This window comes from Streptomyces liangshanensis (assembly GCF_011694815.1).
Taxonomy (GTDB): Bacteria; Actinomycetota; Actinomycetes; order Streptomycetales; family Streptomycetaceae; genus Streptomyces; species Streptomyces liangshanensis.
Genome location: NZ_CP050177.1, coordinates 6,623,573 through 6,638,555, shown reverse-complemented (window position 1 = coordinate 6,638,555; position 14,983 = coordinate 6,623,573). Strand labels below are relative to the sequence as shown.

Annotated in this window: 14 protein-coding genes; 1 reads left to right on the top strand and 13 read right to left on the bottom strand. The window is 72.3% G+C overall.

Annotated elements, in window-relative coordinates; all coding sequences use genetic code 11:
* Position 1: 1 nt before the first annotated feature.
* The 3 genes from HA039_RS28830 to pyrR all read right to left on the bottom strand — a co-directional run bounded on the left by HA039_RS28830 (position 2) and on the right by pyrR (position 2,974).
* Positions 2-1,288 (bottom strand): dihydroorotase, encoded by a 1,287-nt coding sequence (locus HA039_RS28830; protein ID WP_167034258.1) that lies wholly within the window; start codon positions 1,286-1,288, stop codon positions 2-4.
* Positions 1,289-1,290: 2 nt separating this feature from the next.
* Positions 1,291-2,301 (bottom strand): aspartate carbamoyltransferase catalytic subunit, encoded by a 1,011-nt coding sequence (locus HA039_RS28825; RefSeq protein WP_167034257.1) that lies wholly within the window; start codon positions 2,299-2,301, stop codon positions 1,291-1,293.
* A gap of 85 nt (positions 2,302-2,386) precedes the next feature.
* On the bottom strand, positions 2,387-2,974 hold the full coding sequence (pyrR, locus tag HA039_RS28820) for a bifunctional pyr operon transcriptional regulator/uracil phosphoribosyltransferase PyrR (protein WP_167034256.1): 588 nt from the start codon (positions 2,972-2,974) through the stop codon (positions 2,387-2,389).
* Positions 2,975-3,195: 221 nt separating this feature from the next.
* Between pyrR and bldD the strand changes: the two genes are divergently transcribed.
* On the top strand, positions 3,196-3,696 hold the full coding sequence (gene bldD, locus HA039_RS28815; protein WP_161310967.1) for a transcriptional regulator BldD: 501 nt from the start codon (positions 3,196-3,198) through the stop codon (positions 3,694-3,696).
* An 872-nt stretch (positions 3,697-4,568) separates the two neighbouring features.
* Here the strand turns inward: bldD and nusB are convergent.
* The 10 genes from nusB to mltG all read right to left on the bottom strand — a co-directional run bounded on the left by nusB (position 4,569) and on the right by mltG (position 14,876).
* A complete protein-coding gene (gene nusB / locus HA039_RS28810) occupies positions 4,569-5,009 on the bottom strand; it encodes a transcription antitermination factor NusB (RefSeq protein ID WP_167034255.1) in 441 nt (146 codons plus the stop codon).
* 2 nt (positions 5,010-5,011) lie between these two features.
* On the bottom strand, positions 5,012-5,578 hold the full coding sequence (efp, locus tag HA039_RS28805) for an elongation factor P (protein WP_161310969.1): 567 nt from the start codon (positions 5,576-5,578) through the stop codon (positions 5,012-5,014).
* 53 nt (positions 5,579-5,631) lie between these two features.
* Positions 5,632-6,741, bottom strand: a complete 1,110-nt coding sequence (locus tag HA039_RS28800; RefSeq protein WP_167034254.1) for an aminopeptidase P family protein — start codon at positions 6,739-6,741, stop codon at positions 5,632-5,634.
* A 523-nt stretch (positions 6,742-7,264) separates the two neighbouring features.
* On the bottom strand, positions 7,265-8,356 hold the full coding sequence (locus tag HA039_RS28795; protein ID WP_167034253.1) for an AAA family ATPase: 1,092 nt from the start codon (positions 8,354-8,356) through the stop codon (positions 7,265-7,267).
* Positions 8,357-8,547: 191 nt separating this feature from the next.
* The gene (aroQ, locus tag HA039_RS28790) at positions 8,548-8,988 is read right to left on the bottom strand and encodes a type II 3-dehydroquinate dehydratase (RefSeq protein WP_167034252.1); all 441 of its coding nucleotides are present in this window, start codon (positions 8,986-8,988) and stop codon (positions 8,548-8,550) included.
* Entirely contained in the window at positions 8,985-10,079 is a 1,095-nt protein-coding gene (gene aroB / locus HA039_RS28785) for a 3-dehydroquinate synthase (RefSeq protein ID WP_167034251.1), read from the bottom strand. Before aroB ends, aroQ begins: the two co-directional genes overlap by 4 nt.
* Positions 10,076-10,633, bottom strand: a complete 558-nt coding sequence (locus tag HA039_RS28780; RefSeq protein ID WP_167034250.1) for a shikimate kinase — start codon at positions 10,631-10,633, stop codon at positions 10,076-10,078. The genes aroB and HA039_RS28780 overlap by 4 nt, the downstream gene beginning before the upstream one ends.
* Entirely contained in the window at positions 10,630-11,814 is a 1,185-nt protein-coding gene (gene aroC, locus HA039_RS28775) for a chorismate synthase (RefSeq protein ID WP_167034249.1), read from the bottom strand. Before aroC ends, HA039_RS28780 begins: the two co-directional genes overlap by 4 nt.
* Before the next feature lie 226 nt (positions 11,815-12,040).
* Positions 12,041-12,886, bottom strand: coding sequence for a shikimate dehydrogenase (locus tag HA039_RS28770; RefSeq protein ID WP_167034248.1), 846 nt, complete (start codon positions 12,884-12,886; stop codon positions 12,041-12,043).
* Positions 12,867-14,876 carry an endolytic transglycosylase MltG gene (mltG, locus tag HA039_RS28765; protein ID WP_167034247.1) on the bottom strand — a complete coding sequence of 670 codons (2,010 nt, stop codon included), beginning with the start codon at positions 14,874-14,876 and terminating at the stop codon, positions 12,867-12,869. Before mltG ends, HA039_RS28770 begins: the two co-directional genes overlap by 20 nt.
* Positions 14,877-14,983: the final 107 nt, after the last annotated feature.

Genomic DNA, 14,983 nt, shown 5'->3' with positions numbered 1-14,983 from the left:
GTCACGCCAGATTCCCGTCGACGACCGTGGCGCGGCCCCGCAGGAAGGTGTGGGTCACGCGTCCCGGCAGCTCGCGTCCCTCGTAGGGGGTGTTGCGGCTGCGGGAGGCGAAACCCGCCGGGTCCACGACACCACGGTAAGCCGGATCGACCAGGGTGAGGTTGGCGGGCTCGCCTGCCGAGACGGGACGGCCGTGGCCGTCGAGGCGGCCGATCCTCGCCGGGCGGAACGACATCCGGTCCGCGACCCCCGCCCAGTCGAGGAGCCCGGTGTCGACCATCGTCTGCTGGACGACGGAGAGGGCGGTCTCCAGGCCCACCATGCCCATGGCCGCCGCGGCCCACTCGCAGTCCTTGTCCTCGTGCGGGTGCGGCGCGTGGTCGGTGGCGACGCAGTCGATCGTGCCGTCGGCGAGCGCCTCGCGCAGGGCCAGCACGTCGGCCTCCGTACGAAGCGGCGGGTTCACCTTGTAGACCGGGTTGTACGACCGTACGAGCTCGTCGGTGAGGAGCAGGTGGTGCGGGGTGACCTCGGCGGTGACGTTCCAGCCCTTGGACTTGGCCCAGCGGACCAGCTCGACCGAACCGGCCGTGGAGAGGTGGCAGATGTGCAGCCGCGAGCCGACGTGCGCGGCGAGCAGGACGTCGCGGGCGATGATCGACTCCTCGGCGACGGCGGGCCAGCCGCCGAGGCCCAGTTCGGCGGAGACGACGCCCTCGTTCATCTGCGCGCCCTCGGTGAGCCGGGGCTCCTGGGCGTGCTGGGCGACGACGCCGTCGAAGGCCTTCACGTACTCCAGCGCGCGGCGCATGATCACGGCGTCGTCCACGCACTTGCCGTCGTCGGAGAAGACCCGTACGCCGGCCGCGGAGTCGTGCATGGCGCCCAGCTCGGCGAGCTGCTTGCCCTCCAGGCCGACGGTGACCGCGCCGATGGGCTGCACGTCGCAGTAGCCGGACTCGCGGCCGAGGCGCCAGACCTGCTCGACCACGCCGGCGGTGTCGGCGACGGGGAAGGTGTTGGCCATGGCGTGGACGGCCGTGAAGCCGCCGATCGCCGCCGCCCTGGTGCCGGTGAGGACCGTCTCGGAGTCCTCGCGTCCCGGCTCGCGCAGGTGGGTGTGGAGGTCGACCAGACCGGGCAGCAGGACCAGCCCGTCCGCCTCGATCACGGTCGCGCCGTCGGCGTCGAGCCCGGCGCCGACCTCCGCGATCGTCTCGCCGTCGATGAGGACGTCACGCGCCGCGCCGCCGAGCACCCGGGCGCCCCGGACAAGGATCTTGGTCATGGTTACTTGTTCTCCTCGGTACGGGCGTGGCTGACGGCGGGCTCGTTGCCGCCCAGCAGCAGGTAGAGCACGGCCATGCGGATCGAGACACCGTTGGCGACCTGTTCGACGGCCGTGCAGCGGTCGGAGTCGGCGACCTCGGCGGTGATCTCCATCCCGCGGTTCATCGGTCCGGGGTGCATCACGACGGAGTGCCCGGGCATCCGGGCCATCCGGTCGCCGTTCAGGCCGTACCGGCGGGAGTACTCCCGCTCGGTGGGGAAGAAGGCGGCGTTCATCCGCTCGCGCTGCACGCGCAGCATCATGACGGCGTCGGAGGCGGGGAGCACCTTGTCGAGGTCGTAGCTGACCTCGCAGGGCCACTGCTCGACGCCGATGGGGACGAGGGTGGGCGGGGCGACCACGGTGACCTGGGCGCCCAGGGTGTGGAGCAGCAGGATGTTGGAGCGGGCGACGCGGCTGTGCAGGACGTCGCCGACGATCGTGACGCGCCGTCCTTCCAGGTCGCGGCCGATGCCCTGGTCGGCGCCGACGAGGCGGCGGCGCAGGGTGAACGCGTCCAGGAGTGCCTGGGTGGGGTGTTCGTGGGTGCCGTCGCCCGCGTTGACGACGACGCCCTCGATCCAGCCGGAGGTGGCGAGCCGGTAGGGGGCGCCGGAGGCGCCGTGCCGGATGACGACGGCGTCGGCGCCCATCGCCTCCAGGGTCAGGGCGGTGTCCTTGAGCGACTCGCCCTTGGAGACGGACGAACCCTTCGCGGAGAAGTTGATGACGTCCGCGGAGAGGCGCTTGGCGGCGGCCTCGAAGGAGATCCGGGTCCGGGTCGAGTCCTCGAAGAAGAGGTTCACGACGGTACGGCCGCGGAGGGTGGGCAGTTTCTTGATGGGCCGGTCGGCGACCCTGGCCATCTCCTCGGCGGTGTCGAGGATGTTGACGGCCTCGTCGCGGGTGAGATCGGCGGCGGAGATGAGGTGGCCGGGCGTGCGGGGGCTTGTCCCTGGGAGACGCAGCATCGGGTGTCTGCTCCGGAGGTGGTGGCGGTGTGCGGGCGCGCGAGCGCTGCCGTACGGGTGGGTCGGGGGCGTACGGGAGCTGCGGCTACCGCTCGCCGGACGTGGCGGGCCGGCGCAGGCCGAGCAGGACCGTGTCGCGCCCGTCCTCCTCGGCGAGCTGGACCTTGACCGTCTCCCGCAGCGACGTGGGGAGGTTCTTGCCGACGTAGTCGGCGCGGATCGGCAGTTCGCGGTGGCCGCGGTCGACGAGGACCGCGAGCTGGACGGCCCTGGGGCGGCCGATGTCGCCGAGCGCGTCGAGCGCCGCGCGGATCGTACGGCCGGAGAAGAGCACGTCGTCCACGAGGACGACGAGGCGTCCGTCGACGCCGTCGGCGGGGATGTCGGTGCGGCCCAGCGCGCGGGCGGGCCGCATGCGCAGGTCGTCGCGGTACATCGTGATGTCCAGGGAGCCGACCGGGATCGTGCGTCCGGTGATCTCCGCGAGCCGGTCCGCCAGCCGACGGGCGAGGTACACGCCGCGGGTGGGGATCCCGAGCAGGACGACGTCCTCGGCGCCTCTGGCGCGCTCGACGATCTCGTGGGCGATGCGGGTGAGGACCCGGGCGATGTCGGGGGCCTCCAGCACGGGGCGCGCGGCCTCGGAGCTGTGGGCAGGGTTCTGCGAGTCCATTGGAAACGGACCTCCTTCTCCGCCTCACGGGACGGATCTTAAAGGACGTCGAAATTGCGCCACCCACGTTACCAGGGCACGGTGGAGTGCCTGGTGGCACCCCCTGTGGGGGACGGGCCGCGAGGCTGTGCGGAAGGGCGGTACGGACCATTCGGCTTGACGCATCCAAGTAACGCTGCGTAACCTCACAGTGAGTTACCAGACTTCGTCCGGGGAGCTATATGTCCAGCGAATACGCAAAGCAGCTCGGGGCCAAACTCCGCGCCATCCGCACCCAGCAGGGCCTCTCGCTCCATGGCGTGGAGGAGAAGTCCCAGGGCCGCTGGAAGGCCGTCGTGGTCGGTTCGTACGAGCGCGGCGACCGTGCCGTCACGGTGCAGCGCCTCGCCGAGCTGGCGGATTTCTACGGGGTCCCGGTGCAGGAGCTCCTGCCCGGGACGACGCCCGGCGGCGCCGCCGAGCCGCCGCCGAAGCTGGTCCTCCAGCTGGAGCGGCTGGCCCACGTGCCGCAGGAGAAGGCAGGCCCTCTCCAGCGTTACGCGGCGACGATCCAGAGCCAGCGCGGGGATTACAACGGCAAGGTGCTGTCGATCCGCCAGGACGACCTGCGCACCCTCGCGGTCATCTACGACCAGTCGCCGTCGGTCCTGACCGAGCAGCTCATCAGCTGGGGAGTCCTGGACGCCGACGCCCGCCGTGCCGTCGCGCACGACGAGGGCTGACCGCGCCTCGCGGAAACCCGCAGAAACGTCACGTCGGGAGGACGGGCCCATGTCATGGGCCCGTCCTTCCGCCGTGTCCGGGGCTTTCCGGTGTGTCCGGGTTTTCCGGTGTGTCCGGGTGCGGGGAGCCGGGCCGACGGGGGCCGTGGGGTGTGGCTCCTGAGGTTCAGCGGCACTCGTGGGGCTCCGGAGGCGCCGCGGACCGACTCCAGGGCGGCGCCACGGGCCTGCGCGCGGGGGGCCGGGCATCCGGGTGAGCGGGGTGCCCGGGGAGGCCCAGACGGGCGTCAGGCGGCTCGGGGGGCCTTCTCGGGCGCGGGCGGGCAGGGCGGCTCGCGTGCCCGGGGGCACAGACGGGGGCTAGGGGGCTCGGGGCGGCCTTCCCGGGCGCGGGCGGGCGGGCACGCGGCTCGGTGGCGTTCCCGGCGCGGGCGGGCAGGGCGGCTCGGGGCCAGCTTTCCGCGCGGGCGGGGCGACGCGGGGGTTTGCCGGCGGGCGGAAACCGGCTCCGGACGTGGGTAGCTCCGTACGTGGGCGGCCCGACGCGGGGGTTCGCCCGCAGGCGGACGCCGGCGGGCGACGGGAGGGTTCGCCGGCAGGCGGACGCCGGCTCCGGACGTGGGCAGCTCCGGACATGGGGGTCACCGGACACGGGCGTCACCGGACACGGGCGTCACCCGGACACGGGGATCACCAGAAACGGGCGTCGCCCGGACATCGGCGTCGCGAGGACATCCCGGTCGCCCGGACACGGGCGTCGCCGGACATGGGCGTCGCCGGGCAGGTTGTTGGTCGGCCTGCCCGGCGACGGGAAGCGCACGGGGGTCCGCGAAGTCGCGGAACCGGTCCGGCGCCTCGTCGTGGTATCCGCCCTAAGGCGTGTCCACGACGCGGCGCAGGCTCGGCTTCAGCTCCTTGAAACGGCCCAGGAGGCCGTTCACGAAGGACGGGGAGTCGTCGGTCGAGAACTCCTTGGCGAGCTGCACCGCCTCGTCGATCACCACGGCGTCCGGGGTGTCGTCCACCCAGACCAGCTCGTACGCGGCGAGCCGCACGATGTTCCGGTCGACGACCGGCATGCGGTCGAGCGTCCAGCCGACCGCGTAGGTGGAGATGAGGTCGTCGATGCGGTCCGCGTACTCCGCGTACCCCTCGACCAGCTCCATGGTGTACTCACCGACCGGCGGCTGGCGCTCGTCGGTCCTGGCATGCCGTATCCAGTCCGCGAGGACCGTCTGCACGGGCGCTCCGCGCTGGTCGGCCTCGAAGAGGATCTGGAAGGCCCGCTTACGGGCCTTGTTCCGGGCAGCCACGGTTAGCTGTTCACCCGGCCGAGGTAGTCGCCGGTGCGGGTGTCGACCTTGATCTTCTCACCGGTGGTGATGAAGAGCGGGACGCCGATCTCGTAGCCGGTCTCCAGCGTGGCCGGCTTGGTGCCGCCGGTGGAGCGGTCGCCCTGGAGGCCCGGGTCGGTGTGCTGGATGACCAGCTCGACGGCGGCGGGCAGCTCCACGTAGAGCACCTCGCCCTCGTGCTGGGCGACGCTGGCGGTGAAGCCCTCGATCAGGTAGTTCGCGGCGTTGCCGACGGACTTGCGGTCGACCATGAGCTGGTCGTACGTGTCCATGTCCATGAAGACGTAGTACTCGCCGTCCATGTACGAGAACTGCATGTCACGGCGGTCAACGGTGGCCGTCTCGACCTTCACGCCGGCGTTGAAGGTCTTGTCGACGACCTTGCCGGAGAGCACGTTCTTCAGCTTGGTGCGCACGAAGGCCGGGCCCTTGCCGGGCTTGACGTGCTGGAACTCGACGACGGACCAGAGCTGGCCCCCGTCGAGCTTGAGCACCAGGCCGTTCTTGAGGTCGTTCGTGGAAGCCACGGTTGCGGAATCTCCTGGACTGAAAGCTGGCGGACGACCAGGGGTGCGCCGCGCTAGAGCGCGAGCAGCTCCTTGGTCGTAATGGTGAGTAGCTCGGGTCCGCCGTCCGCCTCGGGGCGGACGACGAGCGTGTCATCGATCCGGACACCGCCCCGGCCCGGAAGGTGGACCCCCGGTCCGACGGTGACCGGCACACAAGCGTCCAGTTTACCCATGGTGGCGGGGGCGATCTGCGGGTCCTCGTCGATTTCGAGCCCGACGCCGTGCCCCGTACGGGGAGCGAGGCCCTCCGAGTGGCCCGCGGCCTCCAGCGGCTGCCGGGCCGCGCGGTCCACGTCGCGGTATCCCTTGCCGGGCACAAGGACCTCCCGACCTGCCCGTTGTGCCCCGAAGACCAGCTCGTACAGGTCGATCTGCCAGTCGGCGGGGGACGTCCCGATGACAAACGTACGGCCGATGAGGCAGCGGTAGCCGCGGTAGTCGGCGCCGAGGGTGACGGACAGGAAATCACCCTCCTCGACCCTCCGGTCCGACGGGCGGTGGTCCGGGCGGCCCGAGTGGGGGCCGGTGGCGACGGCGGTGGGGAAGGCGGGGCCGTCGGCGCCGTGGTCGACGAGTCTGCGCTCCAGTTCCAGCGCGAGGTGGCGTTCGGTGCGGCCGACGAGGATCGACTCCAGCAGCTCGCCCAGCGCGTGGTCGGCGATCTCGGCGGCGATCCGCAGGCAGGCGATCTCCTCCTCGTCCTTGACGATCCGCTGGTGCTCGACGGCCGCGCCCAGGTCGGCGAGGCGCAGGCCCGGGGCGGCGGAGCCGAGGGCGCGGTGCCGGGCGACGGTGAGGTGGTGTTCCTCGACGGCCAGCGAGTCCGCACCGGCCCGGGCGAGCACGCCGGCGGCGGCGACGGCCGGGTCGCCGCCGTGGCCGGCGGGGAGGACGGTGAGGCGCAGTTCGTCGTCCACGTGGCCCGCGGTGGACTCGGGGACGGGGGTGCGGGGGCACAGGAGTACGTCCTCGTCCGGGCCGAGGAGGAGCACCGCGCCGGGTGGGGCGCCGCCGGCGAGATAGCGGACGTTGGCGGGCCTTGAGATCAGGGCCGCCGCGTCGCCTGCCGCGGAGCACCGGTCGCGCAGACGCGCCCGGCGGGCCGCATACACCTGTGACATGGTCCGAGCGTAGGAGCGAAGCTCCGTTCCCGCCGTCCCAGCGCGGCCGACCGGGGGCTTGGCTCGGCTTACTGCTTTGTCCTCAATCGCCGGACGGGCTTGATTGTGCCGCTGCGGCCCGGTGGCCATCCTCGGGTTGTCGCCGGGGGTCGGGCAGGGGCCATGTCCTGCACTGCATGTTTTACGTCGCGCGCAACCAGTTGTCTTGTTAACCCTCGTCACGCGACACAAAACACGCTCTACGTTCCGGACACGACCCCTGCCCGCCCCCCTTCCAGGCGCACGCCTGAACAACCCGGCCCACCCCAGGCTTCTTTTCAGCCCGTCCGGCGCTTGAGGACATCCTTGACCCGCACGGTCATCGGGCCCGAGCCACATCCAGCCCGTCCGGCGCTTGAGGACGTCCTTGACCGCAAGGTCACGACCCGACCGCAACCCCCTCAAGCCCGTCCGGCGATTGAGGACATCTTTGAGCCGCGCGGCCCACCGGCCCCGAAGCCCGTCCGGCGATTGAGGACCGGGGTTACCAGCTCGGGGGGCTGGTGAGGGCTCGGGCTAGGACGTCGTCCAGGACTCGGGCTGTCGTTTCGACGTCGTACTTGGAGTTGTCGATGATCGGCAGCCCCGAGCCGTACCAGCCGGCCATACGCCCATGAATCCCCGCCACCTCCTCATCCGCGAGCCGGCGGTTGCCGGTGCGTTCCGCGTTGCGCTCCAGCACGATCTCCAGGCCCGGGAGCAGGACGACCGGCAGCAGCCCGGGGCCGACGTGGCGCTTCCAGCCGCCGAGGCCCACGACCGGGCGGTCGGGGAAGACCGCGTCGTCGAGGATGCACGAGATCCCGTTGGCGAGGAAGTTGCGGGCGGCGAAGCCGCAGGTGCGGCGGGCCAGGCGGTACTGCGCCTCGGAGTGGTCGTTCCACCCCGACTGCGGGTCGGCGAAGCCCGAGCACACCCACTCGCGGACGTCGTCCAGGCTGATGTGCGCCGTCGGCACGCGGCGGCTCTGCGCCCAGTGGCGGGCCACCGTCGTCTTGCCCGCGCCGGCCGGGCCGATGAGCAGCACGGCGAGCGTGGCCACGCCCGTGCCGCTGTCGCCGGGGAGCGGGGCGGGGATGGGCACGGGGCCGCCGGGCGGCAGCTGGATGTGCCCGGTGACGTCGGACGACGGCGGTCCCGAGGGACGGCCGGGGGGCGGTACGGGGGCGTGCCGGGGAGCGTGGCCCGGCTGCGGGCGGTACTGCGGGTGGTGCGGCGGCGGGCCCTGCGGAGGATGCGGAGGGCCCTGGGGCGGCCGGGGCGGGCCCTGGGGGTTGCCCGGGGGGTTGCCCTGCGGCGGCCGGGGCGGGCCGGGCGGGGGGCCGTGGGGCGGGGCCGGCTGGCCCTGGGCGGGGCCGTGGGGCGGTACGGGCGGACCCTGCGCGGGTCCCCGCGGCGGTACGGGCGGGCCCTGGGCGGGTCCCTGCGGCGGCGAAGGCGGACCCTGCGGCGGGTGGTGCCAGCCCGGTGCGGGCGGCGGCTGGTCCTGCGCGCCGGGCGGAGGTACCTGCCGCGCCCAACCGCCGTGCGCCGACCCCTGGTGAGGCGGCAGCGGAGCCCCCACTGCGTGCTGCATCCGGTGCCACTCCGTCTCGTGCGACTGACTCGACTCGTCCGGCCGACCCGTTGACCGGCCGGTTCGTACAACTGGCTGGTGCGTCTGACGCCGGGTCCCGGTCGCGTGGTTCCCGCGCTGCGACACGGTACCGCCCCCGGCGGTCCCCCTGGGAACGGCCGGGGGCACGCCCGAGTGCCCGGGGTGGCCCGTCAGCCGGTCAGTTCGTCCGCCAGCGCCCGCAGCGCCAGCCGGTACGACCCGATGCCGAAGCCCGCGACCGTTCCGCTGGCGACGGCCGCGACCACCGAGGTGTGGCGGAACTCCTCGCGTGCGTACGGGTTCGAGAGGTGCACCTCGATGAGGGGCGCGGTGCGCTGGGCCGCCGCGTCGCGCATGCCGTACGAGTAGTGCGTGAACGCCCCGGGGTTCAGGACGACGGGGATCGAACCGTCGGCGGCCTCGTGGAGCCAGCGGATCAGCTCGCCCTCGTCGTTCGTCTCGCGGACCTCCACCTCGAAGCCCAGCTCCTTGCCGAGCGCCTGGCAGACCTCCACCAGGCCGGCGTAGGACGTCGACCCGTACACGTCGGGCTCCCGTGAGCCGAGCCGTCCCAGGTTGGGGCCGTTGAGGACCAGCACCGGCCTGCTCACGCCGACACCTCGCCGTACGCGGCGAGCAGGACGGCCGGGTCGGGACCTTCGAGCACGGTCGGCTTGGCGAGGCCGTCGAGCACGATGAACCGGAGCAGGTTCCCCCGGGACTTCTTGTCGATCTTCATGTTCTCCAGCAGCTTGGGCCACTGGTCGGCGCGGTACGTGAGCGGCAGGCCGACGGACTCCAGGACGGCGCGGTGCCGGTCGGCGGTCGCGTCGTCCAGCCGCCCGGCCAGGCGGCCCAGTTCGGCGGCGAAGACCATGCCGACGGAGACGGCCGCGCCGTGCCGCCACTTGTACCGCTCGTTCTTCTCGATGGCGTGCGCCAGCGTGTGCCCGTAGTTGAGGATCTCCCGCAGCCCGGACTCCTTGAGGTCGTTGGAGACGACCTCGGCCTTGACCCGGATCGAGCGCTCGATCAGCTCGGCGGTGTGCGGCCCCGCGGGGGTACGCGCTCCCTGCGGGTCGGCCTCGACCAGGTCGAGGATCGCGGGGTCGGCGATGAAGCCGGCCTTGATGATCTCGGCCATGCCGCTGACGTAGTCGTGCACCCCGAGCGAGTCCAGGGCGGCGAGGTCGCAGAGCACCCCGGCGGGCGGGTGGAAGGCCCCGACGAGATTCTTGCCCTCGGCGGTGTTGATGCCGGTCTTGCCGCCGACGGCCGCGTCGACCATGGCCAGCACGGTGGTCGGCAGGGCGATCCAGCGCACGCCGCGCAGCCAGGTGGCGGCCACGAAGCCGGCCAGGTCGGTCGTGGCGCCGCCGCCGACACCGATGATCACGTCGGTACGGGTGAAGCCGGTCTGCCCGAGGGCCTTCCAGCAGTACGCCGCGACCTCGGCCGTCTTGGCCTCCTCGGCGTTCGGCACCTGGACGGCGACGACCTCATACCCTTGGTCCGCGAGGTCCTGGCGCAGCGCCTCGCCGGTCTCGGCCAGCGCCTCGGGGTGGATGACGGCGACCCGCCGGGCCTGGGGGCCGATGAGCGCGGGCAGTTCGCCGAGCAGCCGCCGGCCGACGAGCACCTCGTACGGCGCGTGTCCCGCGGTGCCGCCGACCTGGATGCGGGTGGACTCCTGGTCCGTCATACGAGGTTCTCCTTGCCGGGGGTCCGGGGGTCCGTGCCGGGGGGCCGCTTGAGCTCCAGCGCGTCGAGGACGGCGTCCGCGACCTCTTCCGGGGTGCGGTCGTCGGTGGCGACCACCACCCGGGCGACGTCCGTGTAGTGGTGCCTGCGGGCTTCCATCAGCTGCTTCCACTGCTGGCGCGGGTTGATGGCGAGCAGTGGGCGGGCCGTGTTGAGCCCGACGCGCTTGATGGCCTCGCCGACCTCCATCGTCAGGTAGACGACGGGCAGTCCGGCGAGCAGGTCGCGGGTGGCCTCGTCGAGGACCGCGCCGCCGCCGAGCGCCAGCACGCCGTCGTGCCCGGCGACCGCGAGCCGTACCGCCTCACGCTCCAGCTCCCGGAAGCGCGGCTCGCCGTCGTCCACGAAGATGTCGGCGATCGGCCGGCCCTCGGCGGCGACGATGTCGGCGTCCGTGTCGCGGTAGTGGGTGCCCAGGCGGGCGGCGAGCAGCTCGCCGACGGTCGACTTGCCGACGCCCATGGGCCCGACGAGCACGACGACGGGGCCGGTCATCGGATCACCAGGTTCTTCAGGTACGACTCGACGTTGCGGCGGGTCTCCGGCACGCTGTCGCCACCGAACTTCTCGGCGACCGCGTCGGCGAGCGTCAGCGCGACCATGGCCTCCGCGACGATCCCGGCCGCGGGCACGGCGCACACGTCGGAGCGCTGGTGGTGGGCCTTCGCCGCCTCGCCCGTCACGACGTCGACGGTGGCCAGGGCGCGCGGGACGGTCGCGATGGGCTTCATCGCGGCCCGTACGCGCAGCGGTTCGCCGGTCGTGAGGCCGCCCTCCGTACCGCCGGAGCGGCCCGAGGCGCGCCGGACGCCGTCCTCGGTGGCCAGGATCTCGTCGTGCGCCTGGGAGCCGGGGACCCGGGCCAGCCCGAAGCCGTCCCCGACCTCGACGCCCTTGATCGCCTGGATGCCCATGAGCGCGGCGGCCAGCCGGGCGTCGAGCCTGCGGTCCCAGTGGACGTGCGAGCCGAGGCCGACGGGCACGCCGTACGCGAGCACCTCGACGACGCCGCCGAGGGTGTCGCCGTCCTTGTGGGCCTGGTCGATCTCCGCGACCATCGCCTTGCTCGCGTCGGCGTCGAGGCAGCGCACCGGGTCGGCGTCGAGCCGCTCGACGTCGGAGGGCTGCGGGTAGACGCCGTACGGCGCCTTGGCCGCGGCCAGCTCGACGACGTGCGAGACGATCTCGATGCCGGCCGTCTCCTTGAGGTAGGAGCGGGCGACGGCGCCGAGCGCGACCCGGGCCGCGGTCTCCCGGGCGCTGGCGCGCTCCAGGATGGGCCGGGCGTCGCGCACTCCGTACTTCTGCATGCCCGCGAGGTCCGCGTGGCCGGGCCGGGGCCGGGTCAGGGGTTCGTTACGGGCGAGTCCCGCCAGCACCTCGGGGTCGACGGGGTCGGCCGACATGACCTGTTCCCACTTGGGCCACTCGGTGTTCCCGACCATGATCGCGACCGGCGACCCCATGGTCAGGCCGTGCCGTACGCCGCCGAGGAAGGTGATCTCGTCGCGCTCGAACTTCATCCGCGCGCCGCGACCGTAGCCGAGGCGCCGCCGGGCGAGGTGGTCCGCCACCATCTCCGTGGTGATGGGCACACCGGCGGGAAGACCCTCCAGCGTCGCCACCAGGGCGGGGCCGTGCGACTCCCCCGCGGTCAGCCAGCGCAACCTGCTCAACGGTGCTCCTCTTACTCGCGCCCGGAACGTCATCGGCGCCACCGGGTGCGCGGCCCTGGCCCGCCGTCTCCGATCCTCCCACGATCACGGGCGCGGACCGCCCGCCGGTCCAGAAAACGGACAGAGGCGGCTTGATCCGGCCGGATCCATGGCCGGGGGCCGGGGGGATCCGGGCGGGTCCGGGGCCTGGTCCGGAGCTGGGGGGGGGCCGACGGACCGGGCGTCGTCAGCGGGCGGCGAGGGCCTGTTCGCCGGCCTTGCGCATCGCGGGCAGGGGCGCGGGGCCGCGGCCCGTCATCATCTCGACCTGGAGGACCGCCTGATGGACGAGGAGGTCGAGGCCGCCGACGACCTGGCCGCCGCGCGCGGACCAGGCGGCGGCGAGGGCGGTGGGCCAGGGGTCGTAGAGGACGTCGAAGAGCGTGCCGGGGCGCTCGGGGACCTGCCCGGCGAGCGCGTCGGAGGCGCCGGCCGGGGTGGTGGCGACGACCAGCGGGGCGTCCAGGGCCCCGGCCGCGTCCGCCCAGTCCGCCGTGCGGACGTCGACGCCGAGCCTCGTTCCCCAGCCCCGCATCTCGGCGGCGCGCGCCTCGCTGCGCACGTACGCGGTGACCGGGCCCGCGCAGACGCGGGCGAGCGCGGCGAGCGCCGAGGACGCGGTGGCGCCCGCGCCGAGGATCGCCGCGGACTCCACGGAGGTCACGCCCCGCTCGCGCAGGGCGGCGATCATGCCGGGGATGTCGGTGTTGTCACCCGTACGCCGGCCGTCGTCGCCGATCACCACGGTGTTGACCGCTTCCACGGAGGCCGCGGTGTCGGTGATCCCGTCCAGGAGCGGGATCACCGCCCGCTTGAGCGGCATGGTGAGCGACAGCCCGGCCCAGGACGCGTCGAGCCCGCCGAGGAAGTCGGCGATCCCCGTCTCGGTGACCTCGAACCGGTCGTACGACCAGCCGGTCAGGCCGAGTTCGTCGTAGGCCGCGCGGTGCAGAACGGGCGACAGGGAGTGCGCGATGGGCGACCCCAGGACGGCCGCCCTGCGGGACCCTGAACTAGTTGCCCTGCTTGGCATTGAATTTGTCCTTGAGTCTCTGGAACTCCGCGTACGTCTTGGCGAACTCGGTCTTGTGCACCCCGTCGGTCGCCACGAAGTACATCCAGCCGTCCGAGGTGGGGTCGAGTGCCGCGGCCAGCGCCTCGTTGCCCGGGTTGCTGATGGGCCCCGGCGGAAGTCCCCGCTGCGTGTAGGTGTTGTACGGGTCCTGATTGCTGTTGATCTCGGACTCGCTGATATTGATGTTGCTCTCGCCCTGGAGGTAATTGAAGGACGAGTCGAACTGGAGTTTCTGGTTGGTCTGGATGTTGGTCGGCTTGAGGCGGTTGTAGACCACCTCCGCCATCTTCCGGAAATCGTCCTGCGTCTTGCCCTCGGCCTGGACGAGGCTGGCGACGGTGATCATCTGCCAGGGGCCGTCGACCTTGAACTTCTTGGCGTTGGCCTCCAGGTCGAGTTTGCCGTATTCGGCGTTCGCCCGGGACACCATCTTCTTGAGGACCGATTCCGGTGTCATTCCCTTGGCGACCGGATAACTGGCCGGGAAGAGGAAACCTTCCAGCGGGTCCTTGACGTTCTTGTGACCCTTGGCCCAGTCCGGCAGACCGAGGCTGTTGATCTGCTTCTTCGCGACGTCGGCGGTGGTTCCGTCGTCGACTCCGAGCTGCTTGTCGATCAACTTGTAGATCTTGGCATTACGGGTGCCCTCGGGAATGACCAGCGAGTTGTGACTGTTCGGGTCGAGCATCGCCTTGACGGCGTTGTCCCCCGACATTCCCTTGCGCAGGGTGAAGACGCCGGCCTGGATCAGGGTGCCCTTCGGGTTCTTCTTCTGCGCCTCGACAAAGGCGCCCTCGCTCTTGATCACGCCCTTCTTCACGAGGATCGCCGCGATCGCGTACCCCCCGGAGTCCGGCGGGATCTCCACATCCACCGCGGTGGTACCGGCGCCCGCGAAGTCCGGCGGCGGGCCGAAGCGGTCCTGGTAGAAGGTGTAGCCGAAGTAGCCGACACCGCCGACGCCACCCACGAGCACCACGGCGAGGACGAGGCAGGCGCGGCCGTTGCCGCCCTTCTTCTTCTTGGACGACTTCCCGCGACGGTCCCGCCCGTCCCGGCCGTCGTCGCCCTCGTCCTCGTCGTCGTCGCCGTACCCGTCGTCGCCGTCGTCGTTCCGGGAGTCACGGGGCTTCCGGTCGTCGGAGCCGTCGTCGTCACCGGTGAAGAAGGGGTGGGTCTCCGGGGGCTGCTCGGCGTCCCACTCGTTCTCCGGAGCCGCCGGGGCGGCGGGCGCCGGGACCTGCGGCTGCTGAGGCTGGGGCTGGTGCTGCTGCGGGGGCTGGTGCTGCTGCGGCTGGTGCGGCTGCTGGTGTTGCTGCTGTATGGGCTGCTGCTGCAGGGGCTGCTGGTGAAGCTGCTGCTGGCCCTGCCCCTGCGGGGGACCCATCTCGCCCGGCCGGCGGCCCGGCGGCTGCGGCGGCGGGTACGCGTCCGGTGTGCCGTAGTAGTCCTGGCCCTCCGGGTAGCCGCCCGCGTGCTGGACCGCGTAGGGGTCGGCCGGGTTCCCGCCGTACGCCATCGCGGCCTGCTGCTGGTGCGGGTCCCAGCCTCCCGTACCGCCGTTGTACTGCTGCTGGTGGGGCAGTTGCTGCTCGCCGTACCCCTGCGGCTGCTGCTGGTACTGCTGCGGGTCCTGGTACTGCTGGGGATGCTGCTGGTAGTGCTGAGGGTCCGCGTACTGCTGCTGGGGATCCGCGTACTGCTGCTGCCCGTCGTAGTGCTGCCCGCCGTCGTACGGCTGCTGCTGGTACTGCTGTTGCTGCTGGTACGGGTCCTGGCCGGGCTGACCGGCGTCGTACTGCTGCTGCGGATACTGCTGCTGCGGCTGCTCGCCGTAGGGAGCGCCCTGGCCGTCCGCCGCCTGCTGCGCTCCCCACCCCTGGTCCCCGTACAGGGGATCTTCGGGGTGCCACGGTTCGGAGCCGGGGCCCCGGCCATAGTCAGTCATCGATCCCCTAGAGCCGCGAGGCGGCGGCCGTGGCACCAGCGGTACGGCGTCCGTTTCGCCTCTTGCTGTGCGGCAGCTGTTCGAACACCGCCGCATCGCGCGGAACG

What these genes read in the sequence shown, in the direction of transcription:
- HA039_RS28830 (WP_167034258.1), bottom strand. Translation starts at nt 1,288, where the DNA reads ATGACCAAGATCCTTGTCCGGGGCGCCCGGGTGCTCGGCGGCGCGGCG.
- HA039_RS28825 (WP_167034257.1), bottom strand. Translation starts at nt 2,301, where the DNA reads ATGCTGCGTCTCCCAGGGACAAGCCCCCGCACGCCCGGCCACCTCATC.
- pyrR (WP_167034256.1), bottom strand. Translation starts at nt 2,974, where the DNA reads ATGGACTCGCAGAACCCTGCCCACAGCTCCGAGGCCGCGCGCCCCGTG.
- bldD (WP_161310967.1), top strand. Translation starts at nt 3,196, where the DNA reads ATGTCCAGCGAATACGCAAAGCAGCTCGGGGCCAAACTCCGCGCCATC.
- HA039_RS28800 (WP_167034254.1), bottom strand. Translation starts at nt 6,741, where the DNA reads ATGTCACAGGTGTATGCGGCCCGCCGGGCGCGTCTGCGCGACCGGTGC.
- HA039_RS28795 (WP_167034253.1), bottom strand. Translation starts at nt 8,356, where the DNA reads ATGCAGCACGCAGTGGGGGCTCCGCTGCCGCCTCACCAGGGGTCGGCG.
- aroB (WP_167034251.1), bottom strand. Translation starts at nt 10,079, where the DNA reads ATGACGGACCAGGAGTCCACCCGCATCCAGGTCGGCGGCACCGCGGGA.
- HA039_RS28780 (WP_167034250.1), bottom strand. Translation starts at nt 10,633, where the DNA reads ATGACCGGCCCCGTCGTCGTGCTCGTCGGGCCCATGGGCGTCGGCAAG.
- HA039_RS28770 (WP_167034248.1), bottom strand. Translation starts at nt 12,886, where the DNA reads ATGCCAAGCAGGGCAACTAGTTCAGGGTCCCGCAGGGCGGCCGTCCTG.
- mltG (WP_167034247.1), bottom strand. Translation starts at nt 14,876, where the DNA reads ATGACTGACTATGGCCGGGGCCCCGGCTCCGAACCGTGGCACCCCGAA.